General features: G+C 47.2%; 21 protein-coding genes, 10 tRNA genes and 1 riboswitch. Of the genes, 6 read left to right on the forward strand and 25 right to left on the reverse strand.

Going from position 1 to position 17,183, the window contains the following annotated elements; genetic code table 11:
- Window positions 1–188 precede the first annotated feature (188 nt).
- The 19 genes from HZS85_RS14255 to acpS form a co-directional block, all read right to left on the reverse strand.
- A tRNA-Ile gene (locus tag HZS85_RS14255) sits at window positions 189–265 on the reverse strand.
- A gap of 18 nt (window positions 266–283) precedes the next feature.
- Window positions 284–360: transfer RNA gene (locus tag HZS85_RS14260), tRNA-Arg, on the reverse strand.
- Between the two features lie 4 nt (window positions 361–364).
- A tRNA-Leu gene (locus HZS85_RS14265) sits at window positions 365–451 on the reverse strand.
- 17 nt (window positions 452–468) lie between these two features.
- Window positions 469–544: transfer RNA gene (locus tag HZS85_RS14270), tRNA-Lys, on the reverse strand.
- Window positions 545–551: 7 nt separating this feature from the next.
- A tRNA-Gln gene (locus tag HZS85_RS14275) sits at window positions 552–623 on the reverse strand.
- A 4-nt stretch (window positions 624–627) separates the two neighbouring features.
- Window positions 628–703: transfer RNA gene (locus tag HZS85_RS14280), tRNA-Asp, on the reverse strand.
- A gap of 36 nt (window positions 704–739) precedes the next feature.
- Window positions 740–815: transfer RNA gene (locus HZS85_RS14285), tRNA-Val, on the reverse strand.
- Window positions 816–818: 3 nt separating this feature from the next.
- Window positions 819–893, reverse strand: a tRNA-Glu gene (locus tag HZS85_RS14290).
- Between the two features lie 49 nt (window positions 894–942).
- Window positions 943–1,034 (reverse strand) — tRNA-Ser (locus HZS85_RS14295).
- A 7-nt stretch (window positions 1,035–1,041) separates the two neighbouring features.
- A tRNA-Asn gene (locus tag HZS85_RS14300) sits at window positions 1,042–1,116 on the reverse strand.
- 149 nt (window positions 1,117–1,265) lie between these two features.
- Complete coding sequence (locus HZS85_RS14305) at window positions 1,266–1,706, reverse strand: SprT family protein (protein ID WP_214856619.1); 441 nt, start codon at window positions 1,704–1,706, stop codon at window positions 1,266–1,268.
- Window positions 1,703–3,823: a Tex family protein gene (locus HZS85_RS14310; protein WP_214856620.1), complete on the reverse strand. Its 2,121-nt coding sequence runs from the start codon at window positions 3,821–3,823 to the stop codon at window positions 1,703–1,705. Before HZS85_RS14310 ends, HZS85_RS14305 begins: the two co-directional genes overlap by 4 nt.
- Window positions 3,824–3,886: 63 nt before the next feature.
- Window positions 3,887–4,684 carry an RNA polymerase sigma factor SigB gene (gene sigB, locus HZS85_RS14315; protein ID WP_023469620.1) on the reverse strand — a complete coding sequence of 266 codons (798 nt, stop codon included), beginning with the start codon at window positions 4,682–4,684 and terminating at the stop codon, window positions 3,887–3,889.
- The gene (gene rsbW, locus HZS85_RS14320; protein WP_035412210.1) at window positions 4,650–5,132 is read right to left on the reverse strand and encodes an anti-sigma B factor RsbW; all 483 of its coding nucleotides are present in this window, start codon (window positions 5,130–5,132) and stop codon (window positions 4,650–4,652) included. The genes sigB and rsbW overlap by 35 nt, the downstream gene beginning before the upstream one ends.
- The gene (locus tag HZS85_RS14325; RefSeq protein ID WP_029342841.1) at window positions 5,129–5,455 is read right to left on the reverse strand and encodes an STAS domain-containing protein; all 327 of its coding nucleotides are present in this window, start codon (window positions 5,453–5,455) and stop codon (window positions 5,129–5,131) included. Before HZS85_RS14325 ends, rsbW begins: the two co-directional genes overlap by 4 nt.
- Before the next feature lie 193 nt (window positions 5,456–5,648).
- Entirely contained in the window at window positions 5,649–5,999 is a 351-nt protein-coding gene (locus HZS85_RS14330; protein ID WP_023469623.1) for a type II toxin-antitoxin system PemK/MazF family toxin, read from the reverse strand.
- Window positions 6,000–6,002: 3 nt separating this feature from the next.
- Entirely contained in the window at window positions 6,003–6,227 is a 225-nt protein-coding gene (locus HZS85_RS14335) for a hypothetical protein (protein ID WP_023469624.1), read from the reverse strand.
- A gap of 139 nt (window positions 6,228–6,366) precedes the next feature.
- On the reverse strand, window positions 6,367–7,440 hold the full coding sequence (alr, locus tag HZS85_RS14340; protein WP_214856621.1) for an alanine racemase: 1,074 nt from the start codon (window positions 7,438–7,440) through the stop codon (window positions 6,367–6,369).
- Window positions 7,418–7,798 carry a holo-ACP synthase gene (acpS, locus tag HZS85_RS14345; RefSeq protein ID WP_214856622.1) on the reverse strand — a complete coding sequence of 127 codons (381 nt, stop codon included), beginning with the start codon at window positions 7,796–7,798 and terminating at the stop codon, window positions 7,418–7,420. The genes alr and acpS overlap by 23 nt, the downstream gene beginning before the upstream one ends.
- A 68-nt stretch (window positions 7,799–7,866) precedes the next feature.
- On the opposite strand from acpS, the gene HZS85_RS14350 reads away from it, so the two are divergent.
- Complete coding sequence (locus tag HZS85_RS14350; protein WP_214856623.1) at window positions 7,867–8,607, forward strand: rhomboid family intramembrane serine protease; 741 nt, start codon at window positions 7,867–7,869, stop codon at window positions 8,605–8,607.
- 50 nt (window positions 8,608–8,657) lie between these two features.
- On the opposite strand, the gene HZS85_RS14355 is transcribed toward HZS85_RS14350, so the two are convergent.
- The 3 genes from HZS85_RS14355 to HZS85_RS14365 are packed head-to-tail and all read right to left on the reverse strand — an operon-like array spanning window position 8,658 to window position 9,706.
- Window positions 8,658–8,921, reverse strand: coding sequence for a hypothetical protein (locus HZS85_RS14355; RefSeq protein ID WP_035412200.1), 264 nt, complete (start codon window positions 8,919–8,921; stop codon window positions 8,658–8,660).
- A gap of 19 nt (window positions 8,922–8,940) precedes the next feature.
- The gene (locus HZS85_RS14360) at window positions 8,941–9,441 is read right to left on the reverse strand and encodes a hypothetical protein (protein WP_214856624.1); all 501 of its coding nucleotides are present in this window, start codon (window positions 9,439–9,441) and stop codon (window positions 8,941–8,943) included.
- Window positions 9,431–9,706, reverse strand: coding sequence for a 4a-hydroxytetrahydrobiopterin dehydratase (locus tag HZS85_RS14365; RefSeq protein WP_035412195.1), 276 nt, complete (start codon window positions 9,704–9,706; stop codon window positions 9,431–9,433). The genes HZS85_RS14360 and HZS85_RS14365 overlap by 11 nt, the downstream gene beginning before the upstream one ends.
- A gap of 162 nt (window positions 9,707–9,868) precedes the next feature.
- On the opposite strand from HZS85_RS14365, the gene HZS85_RS14370 reads away from it, so the two are divergent.
- Together HZS85_RS14370 and HZS85_RS14375 are read left to right on the forward strand one after the other, a co-directional pair.
- Window positions 9,869–10,402 (forward strand): cysteine hydrolase family protein, encoded by a 534-nt coding sequence (locus tag HZS85_RS14370; RefSeq protein WP_035412192.1) that lies wholly within the window; start codon window positions 9,869–9,871, stop codon window positions 10,400–10,402.
- Between the two features lie 17 nt (window positions 10,403–10,419).
- Window positions 10,420–11,871, forward strand: coding sequence for a nicotinate phosphoribosyltransferase (locus HZS85_RS14375; protein WP_214856625.1), 1,452 nt, complete (start codon window positions 10,420–10,422; stop codon window positions 11,869–11,871).
- 51 nt (window positions 11,872–11,922) lie between these two features.
- On the opposite strand, the gene HZS85_RS14380 is transcribed toward HZS85_RS14375, so the two are convergent.
- On the reverse strand, window positions 11,923–12,249 hold the full coding sequence (locus HZS85_RS14380; protein WP_029342848.1) for a hypothetical protein: 327 nt from the start codon (window positions 12,247–12,249) through the stop codon (window positions 11,923–11,925).
- A 141-nt stretch (window positions 12,250–12,390) separates the two neighbouring features.
- Between HZS85_RS14380 and HZS85_RS14385 the strand changes: the two genes are divergently transcribed.
- Window positions 12,391–12,882, forward strand: a complete 492-nt coding sequence (locus HZS85_RS14385; RefSeq protein ID WP_035412187.1) for a YwpF family protein — start codon at window positions 12,391–12,393, stop codon at window positions 12,880–12,882.
- Here HZS85_RS14385 and HZS85_RS14390 read toward each other — a convergent pair.
- A complete protein-coding gene (locus HZS85_RS14390) occupies window positions 12,879–13,469 on the reverse strand; it encodes a histidine phosphatase family protein (protein ID WP_035412184.1) in 591 nt (196 codons plus the stop codon). The genes HZS85_RS14385 and HZS85_RS14390 overlap by 4 nt on opposite strands.
- Window positions 13,470–13,486: 17 nt before the next feature.
- A complete protein-coding gene (locus HZS85_RS14395) occupies window positions 13,487–14,476 on the reverse strand; it encodes an alpha/beta hydrolase (protein WP_214856627.1) in 990 nt (329 codons plus the stop codon).
- Between the two features lie 169 nt (window positions 14,477–14,645).
- Here HZS85_RS14395 and HZS85_RS14400 point away from each other — a divergent pair, with 169 nt between their 5' ends.
- Window positions 14,646–15,614, forward strand: coding sequence for a metal ABC transporter solute-binding protein, Zn/Mn family (locus HZS85_RS14400; protein ID WP_214856628.1), 969 nt, complete (start codon window positions 14,646–14,648; stop codon window positions 15,612–15,614).
- Between the two features lie 69 nt (window positions 15,615–15,683).
- Window positions 15,684–15,788: riboswitch (SAM riboswitch) on the forward strand.
- 81 nt (window positions 15,789–15,869) lie between these two features.
- A complete protein-coding gene (locus HZS85_RS14405) occupies window positions 15,870–17,180 on the forward strand; it encodes a Na+/H+ antiporter NhaC family protein (protein WP_214856629.1) in 1,311 nt (436 codons plus the stop codon).
- Window positions 17,181–17,183: the final 3 nt, after the last annotated feature.

The following is a 17,183-nucleotide window of genomic DNA, read 5'->3' on the forward strand; positions in this document are numbered from 1 at the left end:
GTATTAGGCACGCCGCCAGCGTTCGTCCTGAGCCAGGATCAAACTCTCCATGAAGTGTTTGACTTGCTCGTTGTGTGACCGAAGTCACGATTGACGAAGCTTGCGCTTCATTCGTTTTTGTATTCCGTAGAATACGATTTTTGCCTCATCGTTCAGTTTTCAAAGTTCGTCATTGTTTGTTTTGAAAATGGTGGGCCTAAGTGGACTCGAACCACCGACCTCACGCTTATCAGGCGTGCGCTCTAACCAGCTGAGCTATAGGCCCGTCAAAGCAAACAAAATATGGTGCACCCTGAGAGATTCGAACTCCCGACCCCTTGATTCGTAGTCAAGTACTCTATCCAGCTGAGCTAAGGGTGCGATATGGTGCGGTCGAGAGGACTTGAACCTCCACGATGTTGCCACCACTAGGCCCTCAACCTAGCGCGTCTACCGATTCCGCCACGACCGCAAATATGAAATTAAAAATGGTGTGTCATGCAGGATTCGAACCTGCGACCCTCTGATTAAAAGTCAGATGCTCTACCAACTGAGCTAATGACACATATAAACTGGGCTGGAAGGGATCGAACCTTCGCGTGCTGGAATCAAAATCCAGTGCCTTACCACTTGGCTACAGCCCAAAAATGGCGGTCCTGACGGGATTCGAACCCGCGATCTCCTGCGTGACAGGCAGGCATGTTAACCGCTACACCACAGGACCGCAATTTGAAGTTGAAAACAACTCTTTAAAAAGAAATGGTGGAGGATGACGGGATCGAACCGCCGACCCCCTGCTTGTAAGGCAGGTGCTCTCCCAGCTGAGCTAATCCTCCATATGGTGACCCGTACGGGATTCGAACCCGTGTTACCGCCGTGAAAGGGCGGTGTCTTAACCGCTTGACCAACGGGCCATTTTGTAATTAATAATTATTCTCAAGAAACATTTTCACATAAGAGGTCTGGCGGAGATGGAGGGATTCGAACCCTCGCACCAGTTTCCCGGCCTACACCCTTAGCAGGGGCGCCCCTTATAGCCACTTGGGTACATCTCCAAAAAAATGGCTCCGCAAGTAGGATTTGAACCTACGACCTACCGGTTAACAGCCGGTTGCTCTACCGCTGAGCTATTGCGGAACGTTACGTTCTGTTCGGAACACTTTTATATAGTAGCAACTTTTTTTCTTTCCGTCAATGCTTTTTTAAAAAAGTTTTTAGTGACGATAAGTTGTTTAGTTGCTGTCGTTTTGACGACTTCTATAATTTATCATGCTCCGAAATGAACGTCAACTACTTTTGTAAAAAATCTTTCCGCGACAACGACCACATCGATACTTTTCCGTATTCATGCGTCTTTTCCTTCTATATAATGTACTGCATTTCTCACATTCATAAAGATAGGATTTTTTTTCGTCTTCTTTTCTTCTCGGACTGTATCGAAGCCCACCGTAGCGCTCCAACCATTCTTTGAAGTCTTGATCTTGATGGCGGTGTCCCATTCCTGCTAGATGTAAATGGTAGTGACACAGTTCATGAATCACGATTCCGCGGAAGACCTTCATGTCATCGATATATCGTTTATTGAAGTCTAAGTGATGATCGCCCAAGAAGTAGCGACCACCTGTCGTCTTTAAGCGTGGGTTAAAATAAGCTTCATGTCGAAACGATAAGGAAAATACGTCGAGCGAAAGTTGCTCGACGTATCGTTGTAATTGTTCATTCGTCATTTCGGCGGAACCAGCGTCAAACCAATGCGTCCTCGCTCCGGTTCAACATTCGTCACCCATACCGTCACGATATCCCCGACAGCGACAACATCAAGTGGATGTTTGACACGCTTACGACTGAGCTTCGAAATATGGATCAATCCATTCTCTTTCACTCCGATATCAACGAACGCACCAAAATCAAGAACATTACGGATCGTCCCTTGGAATTCCATCCCGACTTGAATCATATCCATCGATAGAACATCTTGACGAAGTAACGGTTTATCGAGTGCTTCTCGCGGGTCACGTCCCGGACGTTGTAACGCCTCGATGATGTCACGTAACGTTGGCTCTCCAATCTCGAGCGTCTGTGCCATCTCCGGTAATGCCAATGTGGACAATTGTTCCCGGAGTGCATCCGTTCCGACTTGATCGAGCGTTAAACCTAGTGTCTTGAATAACCTTTCGACTGTTTTGTACTGCTCCGGATGAATTGGCGTCCGGTCGAGCGGATGCGTTCCATCTAAGATCCGGAGGAATCCAGCTGCCTGTTCATAAGCTTTTGCCCCAAGACGAGGGACTTTCAATAATTCCTGACGCGTCTTGAACGTTCCAAGTTCCGAGCGACGTTCGACGATTTTTTTCGCCGTCGCTTTCGTGATTCCTGCGACGTAACTCAAAAGCGGTTCTGACGCTGTATTGACATCAACTCCGACCTGGTTGACGACCGTTTCGACGACAAAATCAAGCGTCTCCTTCAATTTCGTTTGCGAGACATCATGTTGATATTGACCGACACCAACAGATTGCGGATCGACTTTGACGAGTTCTGCCAGTGGATCCTGCAAGCGACGTGCGATCGAAATTGCGGATCGTTGTTCGACTTGAAGCTCCGGAAACTCCGTTCGGGCAATCTCTGAAGCGGAATAAATACTTGCCCCTGCCTCGTCGACGATCGTAAAGGCAATATCTTTCTGCCCCTTCATCCAATCCGCAACGAATGCTTCTGTTTCCCGCGAAGCCGTCCCATTGCCAATCGCAATCAATTCAATACCATACGTGTCGACGAGCTTTGAAAGGGTTTGGCGCGCTTCTTTCGCTTTTTGCTCTGACATCGTCACGTAGATGACACCGACTTCCTTCATCTCACCCGTCGGATCAATGACCGCCCACTTACACCCCGTCCGATAAGCCGGATCAAGACCAAGCATGACTTTCCCTTTCATCGGTGGCTGCATGTAGAGTTGACGGAGGTTCTTACCGAAGACGTCAATCGCCTGAAGTTCTGCTTTCTCAGTCAGTTCGTTCCGAATTTCTCGTTCGATAGCAGGAAAAACGGATTTTTTATACCCTGTTGTGATTGCCGCTTCGACGATGTCACGTTTCTTTGGCGCCAGTTGTGCATATGAACGAAGTAACGTTGGTAAAACCTGCTGTTCCTCTAATACGACCTTCACCGAGACGATTTTCAACGACTCAGCACGGTTGATCGCAAGAATCCGGTGCGGAACAATCTGTTGAATCCGTTCGTTGTAATCATAGTACTGTGCAAAGACACCTTTTTCATCAACTGCGTCCTTTTTCTGTTTCGTGACGATTTCTGCTGAACGACGTATTTGCTTGCGTATGAACTCACGCACCGTCGCTTGTTCGCCCCACTCCTCAGCGATGATTGATTGAGCTCCAGCAAGTGCTTCTTCCGAATCGAGTGTACCGCTCAAACGCTGAAATGTTGCCTCATCATAGGCAGACTTGTCGCGTAACCAGTCAGCAAGTGGCGCAAGCCCTGCTTCCCGTGCAATTTCCGCCTTCGTCCGACGTTTTGGTCGAAACGGTAAGTAAATATCTTCGACTTGTTGTAAGGTCGTCGCTTCATTGAGCGTTCGACGGAGTTCCGGCGTTAGTACACCTTGTTCCTCGATTTTTTCAAGGACGTCACTTCGTCTACTTTCAAGTTGTGTTAATTGTTTATGTCGATCGAGGATCGCTTTAATCGCGACCTCATCTAGTTCATCTGTCTGTTCTTTTCGGTAGCGGGCGATGAACGGAATCGTACCGCCTTCTTCCGTCAATTGTAAGACTGCCTTCACTTGAGCAGGACGTACATTCAATTCACTTGCGATTCTCTTTTCCATCTGCTTCACCTCTCATTCATTATACCGAAGAATGCATGGAAAAGAAAAAAGACTGACACGAGGTCAGTCTTTTGAGAATACTTCATTTGGTTCAACTTTAATCGCTTCACGTAACTTCTGCAAAGCACGTCGTTGGAGACGGGACACATGCATTTGTGAAATGCCGAGTAGTTCTCCCGTTTCTTTTTGACTCATATTGCGATAATAGGCACATTCGAGGATCGAACGCTCGCGGTCCGTCAAGACAGCAAATGCCTTTTCAAGAATCAGACGCTGATCGACAGAGTCATAGCCATTCTCTTGATTACCAACGAGGTCGAGTAAGGTAACGGTACTACCTTCCTGATCTGCCTCAATCGAGCTATCGACGGAGAGAGCTTGATAACTCTTACCCATCTCGAGTGTTTCAAGGACTTCTTCTTCTGATACTTCAAGGCGAGCAGCAATTTCATCGATACGCGGAGAACGTTGCAACTCCGTCGTCAATTCCTCGACTGCCTTTTTGATTTTTGGTCCGAGTTCCTTAATGCGACGTGGAACATGGACGCTCCATGTCTTATCGCGGATGAAACGTTTGATTTCACCGATGATCGTCGGTACAGCAAACGATTCAAAACTGCGACCAAATTCCTTATCGAATCGACGAAGCGCCGCGAGCAACCCAATCATACCGACCTGAACGAGATCGTCATGAATCGGTCGACCACGCGAGAACTTTCGGGCCAAAGCTTCTACCAAGTCTGAATAACGCTCGAGTAATGCCGCATGCACTTCCTCATCTTGGTCGTCCTGCTGATACAAATCAATCAGTCGAAGTACTTCATCATCACTGTGATGGCGTTGTTGAGACTTTGCTGGCACTTTGACCCACCTCATCTCTATTCATATATTTTGTCATATGGACAGTGACGCCGTTCGCTTTCTCGATCGTTACTTGATCCATCAATGCTTCGATCATCAAGATACCGAGTCCTCCTTCATGCAAGGAATCGAGATCGTGTGCGTCCGTAATCGGCTCACTTTGGCGTTTGACCTCATCTTTATCAAACGTAATGCCGTTATCTTTAACGATGATCTCAAGACGATCATCTGGATAGACGTTGCAAGTCAAGGCGATACTACCATCTTCTTTTCCTTCGTACGCATGTTGAACAGCGTTCGCACATGCTTCTGAGACAGCGATTTTGATATCTTCGATGTCATCGTACGTATACCCCATTCGGTTCGCGACGCCTGAAACCGTCAAACGAGCGATGGCTACATATTCCGGTTTGGCCGGTAATGTCATGTTCAGTTGTTCATTCTTCATTGCGTTCCACCTCGTACACCACTATCAATTGTAATGATGCTTGAAAGACCTGTGATCTCGAATAGACGACGGATACGTTCAGAGACGCCAACGAGCGTGAACGACGTACCGTTCTTTTTCGCTGCTTTGAGCGCACCGACAAAAACACCGAGACCTGTTGAATCCATATAATGAACTTCATCCAAGTGCACGATGACATCATTCGTTTCGACTGCCGGGACTAATTCTTGGCGAAGCTTTGGTGCCGTATACGTATCAATCTCACCTGCGATATAAAGATGCGTCTGACCGTCTAGCTGCTCTGTTTTAATTGTTAAATCCATCTTCAAGTTCCTCCTCAAGGAAAATCTGTCTATGTGGTCTTGCTATTCATCCTACCTCTTCCCTTTATAAAAAGGTCACTTGGGTATGTTTCCCCGTAAAGAAAACTTTGAAACCCATTTTATAAAAAAGAGGTCAAAAAAAGTCGTATACGCTAGTATCGACTCTTCTTGTGTTGCGCTTCTATGTAAGTGCCTAAAAATCAACCAAGCCTAAGCTGATGGCGACGGCACTATTTACTTTCATCATCGTGTCCGGATCTAGATGTGTGACTTTATCCGTTAGACGGCGTTTATCAATTGTACGGATTTGCTCAAGTAAGATGACCGAATCACGTTCTAATCCGTGTCGCTCTCGATATACTTCCACATGGGTCGGTAGTTTGGCTTTGTCGATCTGTGCCGTGATCGCAGCCACGATGACTGTCGGGCTGAATCGGTTACCAATATCATTTTGTAGAACAAGCACAGGACGAACTCCCCCTTGTTCCGATCCGACCACAGGTGACAAATTTGCATAAAACACGTCGCCACGTTTGACTATCAAAGCTTACACCCCGCTTACTTGACGTAGGAGTGAGAACTCCGCCTCCGTTTCAATCTGGAACATTTCGCCTACGATCGATAAATTGATTGCTGCCATTTCTTCGTAACCACGCTTCAATTCCTCACGTAGCTGACGCTTGCGTTCTTCGGTCGTATGATTCGACTTCATCCCAATCGTCTCCTTCGCTACATTTCGCTCAACAAACTGCATTTCCCGTTGTTGGACCAAGATAATGGCACCTCCAGATTCACTGAAACCTTAACGAACGACTCACTTTCTACTTCAATATATCAGTCGAATTCAGAAAATACAATCAAAATTCAAACAAATAACATATTTTTGCCATCTTATTGATGTCTTATGCGAATCACTGACGCGGAACACGTTTCGAGAATTGACAGAGAACTTCATAGTTGATCGTTCCAAGCCAATGGGCCGCTTCCTCGATTGGTGCCCCTTCTCCAATCAAGATGACTTCCGTTCCAATCGGATATTCTCGCGGTAAACGAATCATCAAGCGATCCATACAGACACGACCGACGATTTCGCACGGTAGACCGTCTACAATCAGTGAATAGCCTTGAAACTTGCGTGACCAGCCATCTGCATAACCAATCGGAACGGTACCGATCCATTCATCTGTCGGTGCCGTATAAGTCGCTCCATAACTGATCGTCTGACCTGGTTCGACTTGTTTGACCTGCATCAGACGACTTTTCAGTGAAAACGCTGGTTTTAAAAATTCATAATGTCCTGCCATCTCATCCGACGGCATCGCCCCATATAACGCGATACCGACCCGAACGACGTTAAACGGTGCTTGTCCCGCTAAGCGAATCGCTGCCGCTGAATTAGCACAATGTACGTAACGAATGTCCGGTACTAGCGCGACATAGGATAAAAATGTCTCGAGCTGACGTTCGAACAATCGACTGTTCAGCTCGTCAGCGGTTGCGAAATGCGTATAGATGCCTTCGAGTTCGACAAGATCATCATTACACTCAACCAAAATATGCTTCAACTCATCGACATGCTGCAGTCCGAGTCGCCCCATCCCGGTATCGACCTTGATATGCAAACGGAGATGATCGATTTCCGTCAGATGCCGTTTCGCTTCTTGGAGCCAATCGGCTGAAAAGACAGGAACGGCGACATCGTAATTCGAAGCGACTGGCGCATGCTCCGGCAGTAAAGCTTCAAGCATCAGGATCGGCGCTTGGATACCCGCTTCTCGCAACTCAATCGCTTCTTCAAGGAGCGCAACAGCGAGTAAGTCAGCTCCATTTTCAAGGGCAATCTCAGCGACTGTCACTGCACCGTGACCATAGCCGTCTGCCTTGACGACTGCCATCACCTGTTGCTCGCCCATTCGTGTTTTAATTTCGCGTATATTATGTGCGATCGCTTCCCGATCGATTTCAATCCAAGTTGGTCGGTACATCCCATTCCCTCTTCTCTAATAAGACTTGTGCAGACGCGTAGTGCTCTGAATGTGTAATCGAGACATGGATGACGCCATCGAATGGTCCGCTCATGATCGGTCGCCCGGTCTCATCGTTTAAAACTTCGACGTCCTGCCAGGAAACCTCTTTTCCGACACCGGTTCCAAATGCTTTAACGAACGCTTCCTTTGCGGCGAAGCGACCTGCCAGGTACTCAATTTGCCGGTGTCCTGAAAGCGATTGAAATCGTTCCTGTTCTGCCTGCGTCAAAATTCTCCCTGCAAAACGTGGCTGTCGCTCGAGCGTTTGCTCGATTCGATTTAATTCGACTAAATCGATTCCAATTCCATAAATCATCCGAGACGCCTCCACAGTTCTATTCTTCGCCATCTTCATATAGAATGAAGATGAAGCGAGGTGTTGTCATGTTTAGTCGAACGGAAAACCTACAAACGTTCACACGTTCTTATCCGGTCGTTTCGTTGTTCATTTTAATCCAAGTCGCCCTGTTTGTCATCGAACAGTTAGGTGAACTCCTTAATCTGACGTTCTCTCCCTTAAGTGCAGGCGCAGCAATTAATCTCTTAATCGGACAAGGTGAATGGTGGCGTGTCGTCACGGCCACGTTCTTGCATTATGATTTTTGGCACATTGCATTCAATACGTTTGCCCTTGTCATCTTTGCTCCACCACTCGAGCGGATGATTGGTCATGGTCGATTTGCTGCCTTTTATTTGCTCGTCGGTACGCTCGCGAACGTCTTGACGTACTTCACGAAAATCAATGAACCATTCTATGGACAAGCTGGAGCATCTGGCGCCATTCTTGGTCTGCTTGGTTTTTATGTCTACTTGAGTCGCTTCAAACGGACGGTCATCATGGCAGACGATACACGGCTTGTGTATATCTTCACTGCAGTCACGGCAGTCTTTACATTACTTGGATCGAACGTCGCTGTCTTCGGTCACTTGTACGGTTTCGTCCTCGGATTCCTTTTCGGATTCGTCTTCGGCAACCGCGCCGTGCCATTCACACGTCCGTTCCAAACGGGTCGTCGGACAAGTGGTGGTCCTGTCTTCGTAAGCGGTTCTGGGCAGTTGGGTCGTATCTTCTTCTATGTCATCATCGCCTTTGCTGTACTCGGATTATTCTTCCGTTACCTGTAAACCAGCATACAAAAAAAGGACTACGCTACATGCGTAAGTCCTTTTTTTGATTATTTGCGTAGAACTTCTGCCAAGTCCTTCACATCATCAATCAAGTTATGGATCGTCTCCTGATTATCCGTATAAAGTGCTTTTAATTCCTCAAAGCGTCCTTTCGGATCTTGTTTGACAGCAGACAATTGTGTTCCTGCGCCACTGAATGTTCGTTTCACTGCCGTGAACTGCGCTTGACGCGTATCTTTATGCAGTAGTGATAAAGTAGCGCCGACAAGTGCGCCACCAAGTGTTGCTACGACAAAATAGTTCTTCTTCATCTGTTAGTCCCCCTGCATCTCACTCATTTGTTGGTGGTACGATTTGATACCGTTTCATGACGGGAGAAGGCGCGAACGACTTCCCTGCCTCTTCAGCATACTGGTCTACCGTGAGACGTTCAACTGATTTTGCATAACGAGCCCCGTCGCTTGTCTCATGGAACTGAATCAATAAGACGAGATCCGTCCCCTTCTCGACACGTCCAATTCGAAAAGCCTGGAAGCCACCATATTCTGCTCCAATGACTTTTGGATTCGACATCACTTGATGTACGAATAAATCTCCGCTATTTTGATCTGCCGGAATCGACCAGTAGAAGAGACTGCCTTCATCCGAAAAATTTCCACGTGATTCGAGCAACGTGTAGGTATTGCCACTTTGAAAAGGTGATTTCGAGTCCGTCTCTATCCAGAGGATAGCGTCACCGCTTCCGCTAGCAACACGAATGTGAGCGTCCCAAGAACGAATTTGTTCAACAAACGAACCGCTACCGAATGTGATCGAAAGTTTAGATGGCATCACAGGCCTCCGCAAGTTGAAAGTCTTTTTCCGTCAATCCATTTTCATCATGAGTCGTCGCCGCAAGTGTGACGTTTTTATAGTCAATCACGATCCGTGGATGATGATTCAAGTTTTCGGCGATACTCCCGACTTCCTGTACGAAATCCAGTGCAGCAGGAAACGATGGAAGTGTATACGTTCGGACGATTTCATCATCGACGATACTCCAATCCTGCAATCGTTCAAGACGCTCTTCCACTTCATACTCATTCAACCTAGCCATCCCTTTCTCCTCCTCTACTATCATTTTCGTCCTATACTTTATACCCCATTCTATTACTTCTCTATACCTGTTTGTATCCGATTTCTTCCTTTCGCCTTCTATGTGAGATAGAGTACAATGTGAAAGAGAACACTAATTCAAAACCGAAAGGGGCTCACGCACATGCGCGCTCTGATTGTCATTGATTACACGATCGACTTCGTTGCTGACGAAGGGAAGCTGACTTGTGGAAAACCAGGACAGGCGATTGAAGACCGGATCGCTACATTGATGGAGGAATTTTCAACAGAGGACTACGTCGTCATTGCCAACGATATTCATGAGGAAGGTGATACGTTCCATCCGGAAACTGTCCTTTTCCCGCCGCATAATATTCGCGGAACACATGGACGTGATTTGTTTGGGAAAGTCGCAGCCATGGCACGTGTCGCTGATCACATCATTGATAAGACGCGTTACAGTGCGTTCGCCGGGACGGACCTTGATTTACGCTTGCGTGAACGTGGTATCCGCGAAGTCCACCTCGTTGGCGTCTGTACGGACATCTGTGTCCTTCATACAGCTGTTGATGCCTACAATCTCGGATATCATATCGTCGTCCATGCCGATGCGGTCGCAAGCTTTAACGCGACGGGTCACGACTGGGCGCTTACACACTTTAAACAATCGATCGGCGCAGAAGTCGTCGGCGAATAAGAAGGGATTTGTCCGTTATGTTACAACGTAATCTTGCACTCCATACCGATCTATACTTACCACGGTGGATGTATATCTACTGGAAAGAAGGACGTCACAATGAACGTGCCGTCTTCGATGTCTACTACCGTTCGAATCCGTTTGCAGGAGGGTATGTCGTCTTTGCGGGTCTTGAGAACATCATCGAGTACATTCAAACACTCCGTTTCACGGAAGAAGACATCACGTACTTGCAAGAGATGATCGGCTTCCCAGATGAATTCAAGGATGAACTGCGTCAATTCAAGTTCAACGGTTCGATTTCCAGTGTCAAAGAAGGTGAGATCGTCTTCCCGAACGAACCATTGATTCGGATCGAGGCACGAATTTTTGAAGCGAAACTCTTACAGACCGCGATTTTGAACATCGCGAACCATGAATCACTCATCGCGACGAAATACGCACGCATTCGTCAATCGGCCCCCCGTGCGAAGTTTCTTGAAGCCGGTGCCCGACGTGCGCAAGGCATCGATGCTGCTTACTTCGGAACGCGTGCTTCGTACCTCGCTGGTTTTGACGTCACAAGTCTTGCTTCAGCAGGACGCGATTTCGGAATCCCATGTGGCGGAACGATGGAACATGCCGACATTCAATTCCATGATGATGAACTAACAGCATTCCGGACATTTGCTTCTCACTATCCGGATCAAACGACGTTACTCGTCGATACGTATGACACACTCAAGAGTGGTCTGCCGAATGCCATCACGGTCGCAAAGGAACTCCAAGCCAAAGGACATAAACTGCGCGGAATCCGGATCGATTCTGGTGACTTATCTTATTTGTCAAAACGTGCTCGTAACATGCTTGACGAAGCCGGCTTCCCAGAAGTCGACATCGTCTTGTCAGGGGATCTCGATGAGTACGTCATCCAAGATTTGCGCATCCAAGGCGCCCAAGCGAATACGTTCCTCGTCGGAACACGTGGTATTACAGCTTACGAGCAACCCGCTCTCGGAATGGTCTATAAACTGGTCGCACGTGAAGTAGACGGCGAACTCACGCCTGTCATCAAAGTGTCCTCGTCAAAAGCCAAGACGACGACACCACACATCAAGGAAGTCTATCGCATCATCGATCCGGTGACGGATAAGTTTAAAGGGGATTACGTGACGTTGATGGATGAGGATCCATCGACACTTGAAGCCGTCGATCTCATCGACGTCCGGGACCCATCGTTCCGTAACCGTGTGGAGCAGTTCAAGGTCGAACGTTTGCTTGAACCGATCTTCAAAGATGGAGAGTTAATCTATACAGTTCCAACGATCGAAGAGATCCGTCACTTCCATGAAACGCAGATTGGTCGTCTTTGGGAGGAGTACAAACGTCTCCGTTTGCCAGAGATCTATGCCGTCACATTCAGTGACCGTCTCTGGAAACTCAAACTCGACATGATTCGGGAAACACGACTCGCGAGTGGTTTAAAATAAGACGCACAAACAAGCGCCGTTCTTCCTCCCTCAGGATGAACGGCGCTTTTCTCATGTTAATCCTGCTTCGTTTCCGACAGGTGTCATTTCTGTTGGCGCTTGTTCCATCTTCTTACGAAAGTACCATGCGAAACCAAGCGCACCTCCGATGAAGACGATATACGTTATGCGTTGACCGAATTCTGCTAAGGAATCCGCGTAAAAAATACTGATTAAATGATCACTTCCACTAATGAGTAGCAAACAGGCAATCAGGAGCGCAATGCGATATGCAAGCGTCGGGCGGTCTGTCGGTTCAGCATGCCAATACATGATGATATGGTGGGCAAGTAAGACAATACCCAGGATTCCTAATATTCCAATGAGTACTTGCGGCATAATGAACGATCCTCCTGTTAGTAATATCTAGTCTTATTTAAACATAGTTCACACGAATTTCGTCAGGAAAAGTTTCCCGTCCCACATTCCTCACGGTATACTGTAGAAAAATCGTAAGCGATCAAGGGAGGGCATTTTTTCATGAAAACCTTTAAATTATGCACATTACGCATTTTAATGGACGAGTCAGGACGTGATACGACGATTCCCGTGGCCATTCAAGACGGACTAACGGTCAGTACCGAACAAACGGCACAATGGGTCGCAGAAATCGTCGTTCCTTCGAGCGATCAGCCGATCGTCGATGAATTGTTCACAAAACATTTACGTGCTTTGATTGAAATCACGATCTCACGACCCGATAATGACCCTGCCGCGATGATCGTCACGCCTCTTGAACGGACTGCCTTAAGCGAACACGTCTCCTATGTCTTCACCGGTAAGATGGTCATGATGAAGAATGATTTATCCGAATCGATCTTACGTGAAGTCGTCGAGGATGGATTCGCTGGCGAGGAACTCGTCCAAGAATACAAGGATCGTCGTTCAAAACGCGGTGCACATATCACGAGTATCGCTAAAGAAACATTTAAACAGTATCTAGCAGAACATCCAGAAACACCGATTTCTTAAGGTTTTTCGACTTCGTCCGTAATGTGATCCGCAACATTGATTCGATCAATCGTATAGTGGTCCGTATATTGGATATAATTCGCACACGCATTTTTCAAAGGTGTCCGGTAACTGAATGTCTCATCAATCGACGATAAGGCTGCTTTGATCGTATGCGAGTGACAGACGATTAAGATTCGTTTCCCCTCATACGTTCGTGTCACTTCCTGTAATGCTTCGAATACGCGATCCTGAATCGCTTGTTCCGTTTCAAGACCCGGAACACGTTTCGTATCGTTCGCTTGAACAGCTTCATAAATCGACGCAACCGGTTCACCGGAAGCGGCACCAAATTCACGCTCGACGAGTCGATCATCGGTCGCTGTGATCGTCAATCCGACCGCACGTCCGATGATTTCGGCTGTTTCAACAGCGCGGGACAACGGACTTGCTAGCAAGACATCCCACTTTTCATTGGCTAGATAAGCGGCGCTGAGTTCCGCTTGTCTTTTTCCTGTTGCATTCAACGGGATATCTTCTCTTCCTTGGATTCGTTCATTTAAGTTCCAATCCGTCTGACCATGTCGCACTAAACAAATTTCAGTCATGTCTCTGTCTCCTTCATTCAAGAAATATGACTGATTGTATCATGTTTTTCATCGGGAAGTTGTCGCGGTGGCAATAACAACACCTGACAAGTGAAGCGTTCAATTCGTTCGAGAAGTCGTTCAATTTTCAATGGATTTTCGGTCTGTGCAAAACTAGCAAGTGAGTGGGTACCGTTCGGAAAAGAAAACAAACGGACATCAGCTCCGACATCGGCTCCTTTTTCAACGAAGTGAAGAGCTTGGGAAAACGGAACGATTGGATCTTTTTTGCCATGCAGGAGCATGATCGGTGGGGCGTCTGACGAGAGATGCGTCACAGGTGAAACGTGCGTCATCAGCTTGCGCCATTCTTCCCGTCCACCTTTATAAAACTTAATGTGGGCAATCCAAGTCTGAATGAAAGTAAACAATAAAAAATTCGTCGGTGGATATAAGGCAATGACACCACTAATCAATGGCATGTGTCGTTCATCTCGCTCACCAACGAAAGCAGATGGGGCAAGTGCCGTCGTCAGCATGAGTGCAGCTCCGGCTGAGTCTCCCCATACCATCATCCGTCCTCTTAAAATGCGAAGATCTTCTGCTTCTTTGTTCAAAAAGCATAAGGCATCCCGTACATCTTCGAGATTATCCGGAAAATAACTGCCTTCTTCAAACAGACGATAATCGATACTACAAACAGCAACCCCAAGTTCAAGCAGACGATCAACGATCGGGCTAAAACAGAACAGATCCTCGCGCTCTCCACGAACGAATGCGCCACCGTGCGCGTAGATCGCGACCGGAAACGGTCCTTCCCCCGGCGGATAATAGAGATCGAGTTGTAAGGTACGGTCTCCCACTTGTTTGTAAGTGAGTGTCCGCGATGCGAGTTGTTTTTCTGTGATTGGCAAGGCAGGTTCAGTCCATCGAAGTAATGCACCGTAATTGTTCCAGATACTTGCTCCCGCAGCTGCCGTCGTTAGTAGTGCAGCTCCCCCCATTAGCCATGCAGTTTCACGTTTCACTTGATCACCTCCAAAAGACGTACCAATTCCTTCACTTTATTATCCTTTTACCCCGTTTTAAAAGAAGTCGAACGTCTCGGTATTCGTACTTGACGCTTCTCAAACGTTCCGCTATAGTGAAAAAGTCCAAATCGGAATAATTACGTTTTAATAACGGAGGTAACATATAATGAAAAAAATCATTCCTGCTTTAACGGTCGCATTCGCGAGCGCAAGTATCCTCGCAGCTTGTGGATCAAACACCGATTCATCGACTTCAGATGATAAAAAGACGGAAATCTATACATCGACGTTCGCAACAGCTGCCATTGCCCGTGAAATCGGTGGTAATCAAGTCAACGTCAAGATGATCGTCCCACCTGGAGCAGATCCGCACTCCTATGAACCGACGTCAAAGCAACTCACTGAGATTGCCAAAGGTGACCTTTTCCTTTTGACGGGTACGACACTTGAACCCTATTCAAAAAAAATCCAAGAGAGTCTAAAAGGCACGGACGTCCGGTTCATCGAGACGAGTAAGGATGTCACTTTGCTGGAATCGGATGCTACGCTTCACGCACATGAAGAAGAGGGACATACAGAAGATGAGCAGGCGCACGAAGAGGAAGGACACGATCATGGAAAATACGATCCACACGTCTGGCTTGATCCTGTCAACGCCAAAGCAATGGCACGTTCTATCACAGTCGCCTTATCAAAAGAAGTACCAAAAGACAAAGCAACATTCGAAAAAAACTTGAAAGCGTTCGATCAGCAGGCTGACGCACTCGATAAAGAGTTCAAGCAAGCCGTCGCTGACGGATCAAAAAAAGAACTTCTCGTCACACATGCAGCTTACGGTTACCTCGCCGAACGATATGGTTTCACGCAGCTTCCAATCGCCGGAATTTCCCCTTCCGATGAACCCTCACAAAAGCAACTGGCTGCTTTAGTGAAAGAAGCGCGGATGCATGATTTGAAATACGTCGCGTTCGAAGAAACGGTTTCACCAAAGGTTGCGCGTGTCATCCAAAAAGAAATCGGAGCTAAATCCGTGACGATCCATAACCTCGAGTCGGTGACGAAATCGCAGCAAAACAGCTCGTATTTTAAGTTGATGGAAGAAAACGTCCAGACGTTAGAACAGGCACTTCAGTAAAGTACAGTTGACACGCGTTACTCAATGCGGTACGGTAAGAAACGTGTTTTACAACAATTGAATGACTTCTTTTTATCGCGAGAAACGGAGGGACTGGCCCAATGATGTTTCGGCAGCGGACGATTTGATTCGTACTGTGCCAAATCCAGCAAGCGAAAGCTTGAGAGATAAGAAGAGCGTCTTTATTTCATAAAGACCTCCTTCTTTCTTGCGAAGGGGTCTTTTTTTGTATCTTTGAGAAACGAGGTGTCAACAATGAATGAAATGATCACGCCTAACAAATGGGCACTGCTTCCCCTCGTCGTATTTCTGGTCCTCTTCATCGGAGCCGGCATCTTCTATGACGACTTTTACAAATTCCCGATTCTTATCGCTGCTTTGATCGCGCTGATCTTTGCTGCAATCACGACGAAAGGATCGATTAATCAAACGGTTGAACGAATCGCAACCGGTGCCGGAAATCCCGATATCATGATTATGGTCTTCATCTTCTTATTAGCCGGTACGTTCTCTGGAACGGCAGAAGCAATCGGCGCCATTGATGCGACCGTCAATGCTGCCTTAACGTTCCTACCTCCGTCACTCCTGATGAGCGGTCTGTTCGTCATCGCTGCCTTCATCTCGATGGCAATGGGAACTTCGACTGGAACGATTGCTGCACTCGCACCGATCGCCTTCGGTATTCATGAAGCAACAGGCATCAACGTCGCAATCGCAGCAGCGTCAGTCGTTGGGGGTTCGATGTTCGGCGATAACTTGTCGTTCATCTCAGATACGACGATCGCTGCCGTTCGAACGCAAAAAACGAACATGCGTGATAAGTTCCGAACGAACTTCATGATCGTTCTCCCGGCTGCCATCTTGACGGTCATCTTACTCGCATTCGTTTCTGGTTCTGGCGATGCGGTAACGGCTAAAGCATTCGAGTTCTACAAATTGATTCCATATCTCGCCGTCATCGTCCTTGCACTATTTGGTGTTAACGTCATCCTCGTTCTCATTGGTGGTACATTGCTCACTGGCATCATCGGTATGATTGACGGTAGCTTCGGTTTAAGTGGGTTCGTCCTTTCGATGTCAAAAGGAATGATGGGCATGGCAGAGATTTCAATCTTGACGCTCCTCATGGGTGGTCTCGTCAGTTTGATTACGTTCAACGGTGGAATCGCCTACTTGAAGGAGACGTTGACGCGCAAGATTTCACAGCGTCGCGGTGCCGAATTCAGTATGGCGGCACTCGTCAGTGCAACGAACCTCGCAACGGCGAACAATACGATCTCGATTCTTGTCGCTGGACCACTCGCGGCTGAAATCGCCGATACGTATGAAATCGATCGCAAGAAATCAGCGAGTATTCTTGATATCTTCTCTTGTGGGATTCAAGGTATCATTCCGTATGGGGCACAACTCTTGATCGCAGCAGAGTTGACGAAGACAGCTTCACCAGAACTGATTCCGTATCTGTTCTATCCGTTCCTGCTCTTCGTCTGTGGATCGATTGCCATCATCTTTGGTTTCCCACGTCCGAAAAAATCAGTTGCTCAACAGGAAAAAATCTCTTCTTAACCA

Origin of the sequence: Exiguobacterium sp. s130 (genome assembly GCF_018619055.1) — a bacterium.
In the GTDB taxonomy this organism is placed as follows: domain Bacteria; phylum Bacillota; class Bacilli; order Exiguobacteriales; family Exiguobacteriaceae; genus Exiguobacterium_A.

What these genes read in the sequence shown, in the direction of transcription:
- HZS85_RS14365 (WP_035412195.1), bottom strand. Translation starts at nt 9,706, where the DNA reads ATGGCTAGGTTGAATGAGTATGAAGTGGAAGAGCGTCTTGAACGATTG.
- HZS85_RS14305 (WP_214856619.1), bottom strand. Translation starts at nt 1,706, where the DNA reads ATGACGAATGAACAATTACAACGATACGTCGAGCAACTTTCGCTCGAC.
- HZS85_RS14380 (WP_029342848.1), bottom strand. Translation starts at nt 12,249, where the DNA reads ATGCCGCAAGTACTCATTGGAATATTAGGAATCCTGGGTATTGTCTTA.
- HZS85_RS14400 (WP_214856628.1), top strand. Translation starts at nt 14,646, where the DNA reads ATGAAAAAAATCATTCCTGCTTTAACGGTCGCATTCGCGAGCGCAAGT.
- HZS85_RS14375 (WP_214856625.1), top strand. Translation starts at nt 10,420, where the DNA reads ATGTTACAACGTAATCTTGCACTCCATACCGATCTATACTTACCACGG.
- acpS (WP_214856622.1), bottom strand. Translation starts at nt 7,798, where the DNA reads ATGATTTATGGAATTGGAATCGATTTAGTCGAATTAAATCGAATCGAG.
- HZS85_RS14350 (WP_214856623.1), top strand. Translation starts at nt 7,867, where the DNA reads ATGTTTAGTCGAACGGAAAACCTACAAACGTTCACACGTTCTTATCCG.
- HZS85_RS14385 (WP_035412187.1), top strand. Translation starts at nt 12,391, where the DNA reads ATGAAAACCTTTAAATTATGCACATTACGCATTTTAATGGACGAGTCA.
- HZS85_RS14405 (WP_214856629.1), top strand. Translation starts at nt 15,870, where the DNA reads ATGAATGAAATGATCACGCCTAACAAATGGGCACTGCTTCCCCTCGTC.
- rsbW (WP_035412210.1), bottom strand. Translation starts at nt 5,132, where the DNA reads ATGAAGAATGAACAACTGAACATGACATTACCGGCCAAACCGGAATAT.
- HZS85_RS14355 (WP_035412200.1), bottom strand. Translation starts at nt 8,921, where the DNA reads ATGAAGAAGAACTATTTTGTCGTAGCAACACTTGGTGGCGCACTTGTC.
- HZS85_RS14310 (WP_214856620.1), bottom strand. Translation starts at nt 3,823, where the DNA reads ATGGAAAAGAGAATCGCAAGTGAATTGAATGTACGTCCTGCTCAAGTG.
- HZS85_RS14360 (WP_214856624.1), bottom strand. Translation starts at nt 9,441, where the DNA reads ATGCCATCTAAACTTTCGATCACATTCGGTAGCGGTTCGTTTGTTGAA.
- HZS85_RS14370 (WP_035412192.1), top strand. Translation starts at nt 9,869, where the DNA reads ATGCGCGCTCTGATTGTCATTGATTACACGATCGACTTCGTTGCTGAC.
- alr (WP_214856621.1), bottom strand. Translation starts at nt 7,440, where the DNA reads ATGTACCGACCAACTTGGATTGAAATCGATCGGGAAGCGATCGCACAT.
- HZS85_RS14390 (WP_035412184.1), bottom strand. Translation starts at nt 13,469, where the DNA reads ATGACTGAAATTTGTTTAGTGCGACATGGTCAGACGGATTGGAACTTA.
- HZS85_RS14325 (WP_029342841.1), bottom strand. Translation starts at nt 5,455, where the DNA reads ATGGATTTAACAATTAAAACAGAGCAGCTAGACGGTCAGACGCATCTT.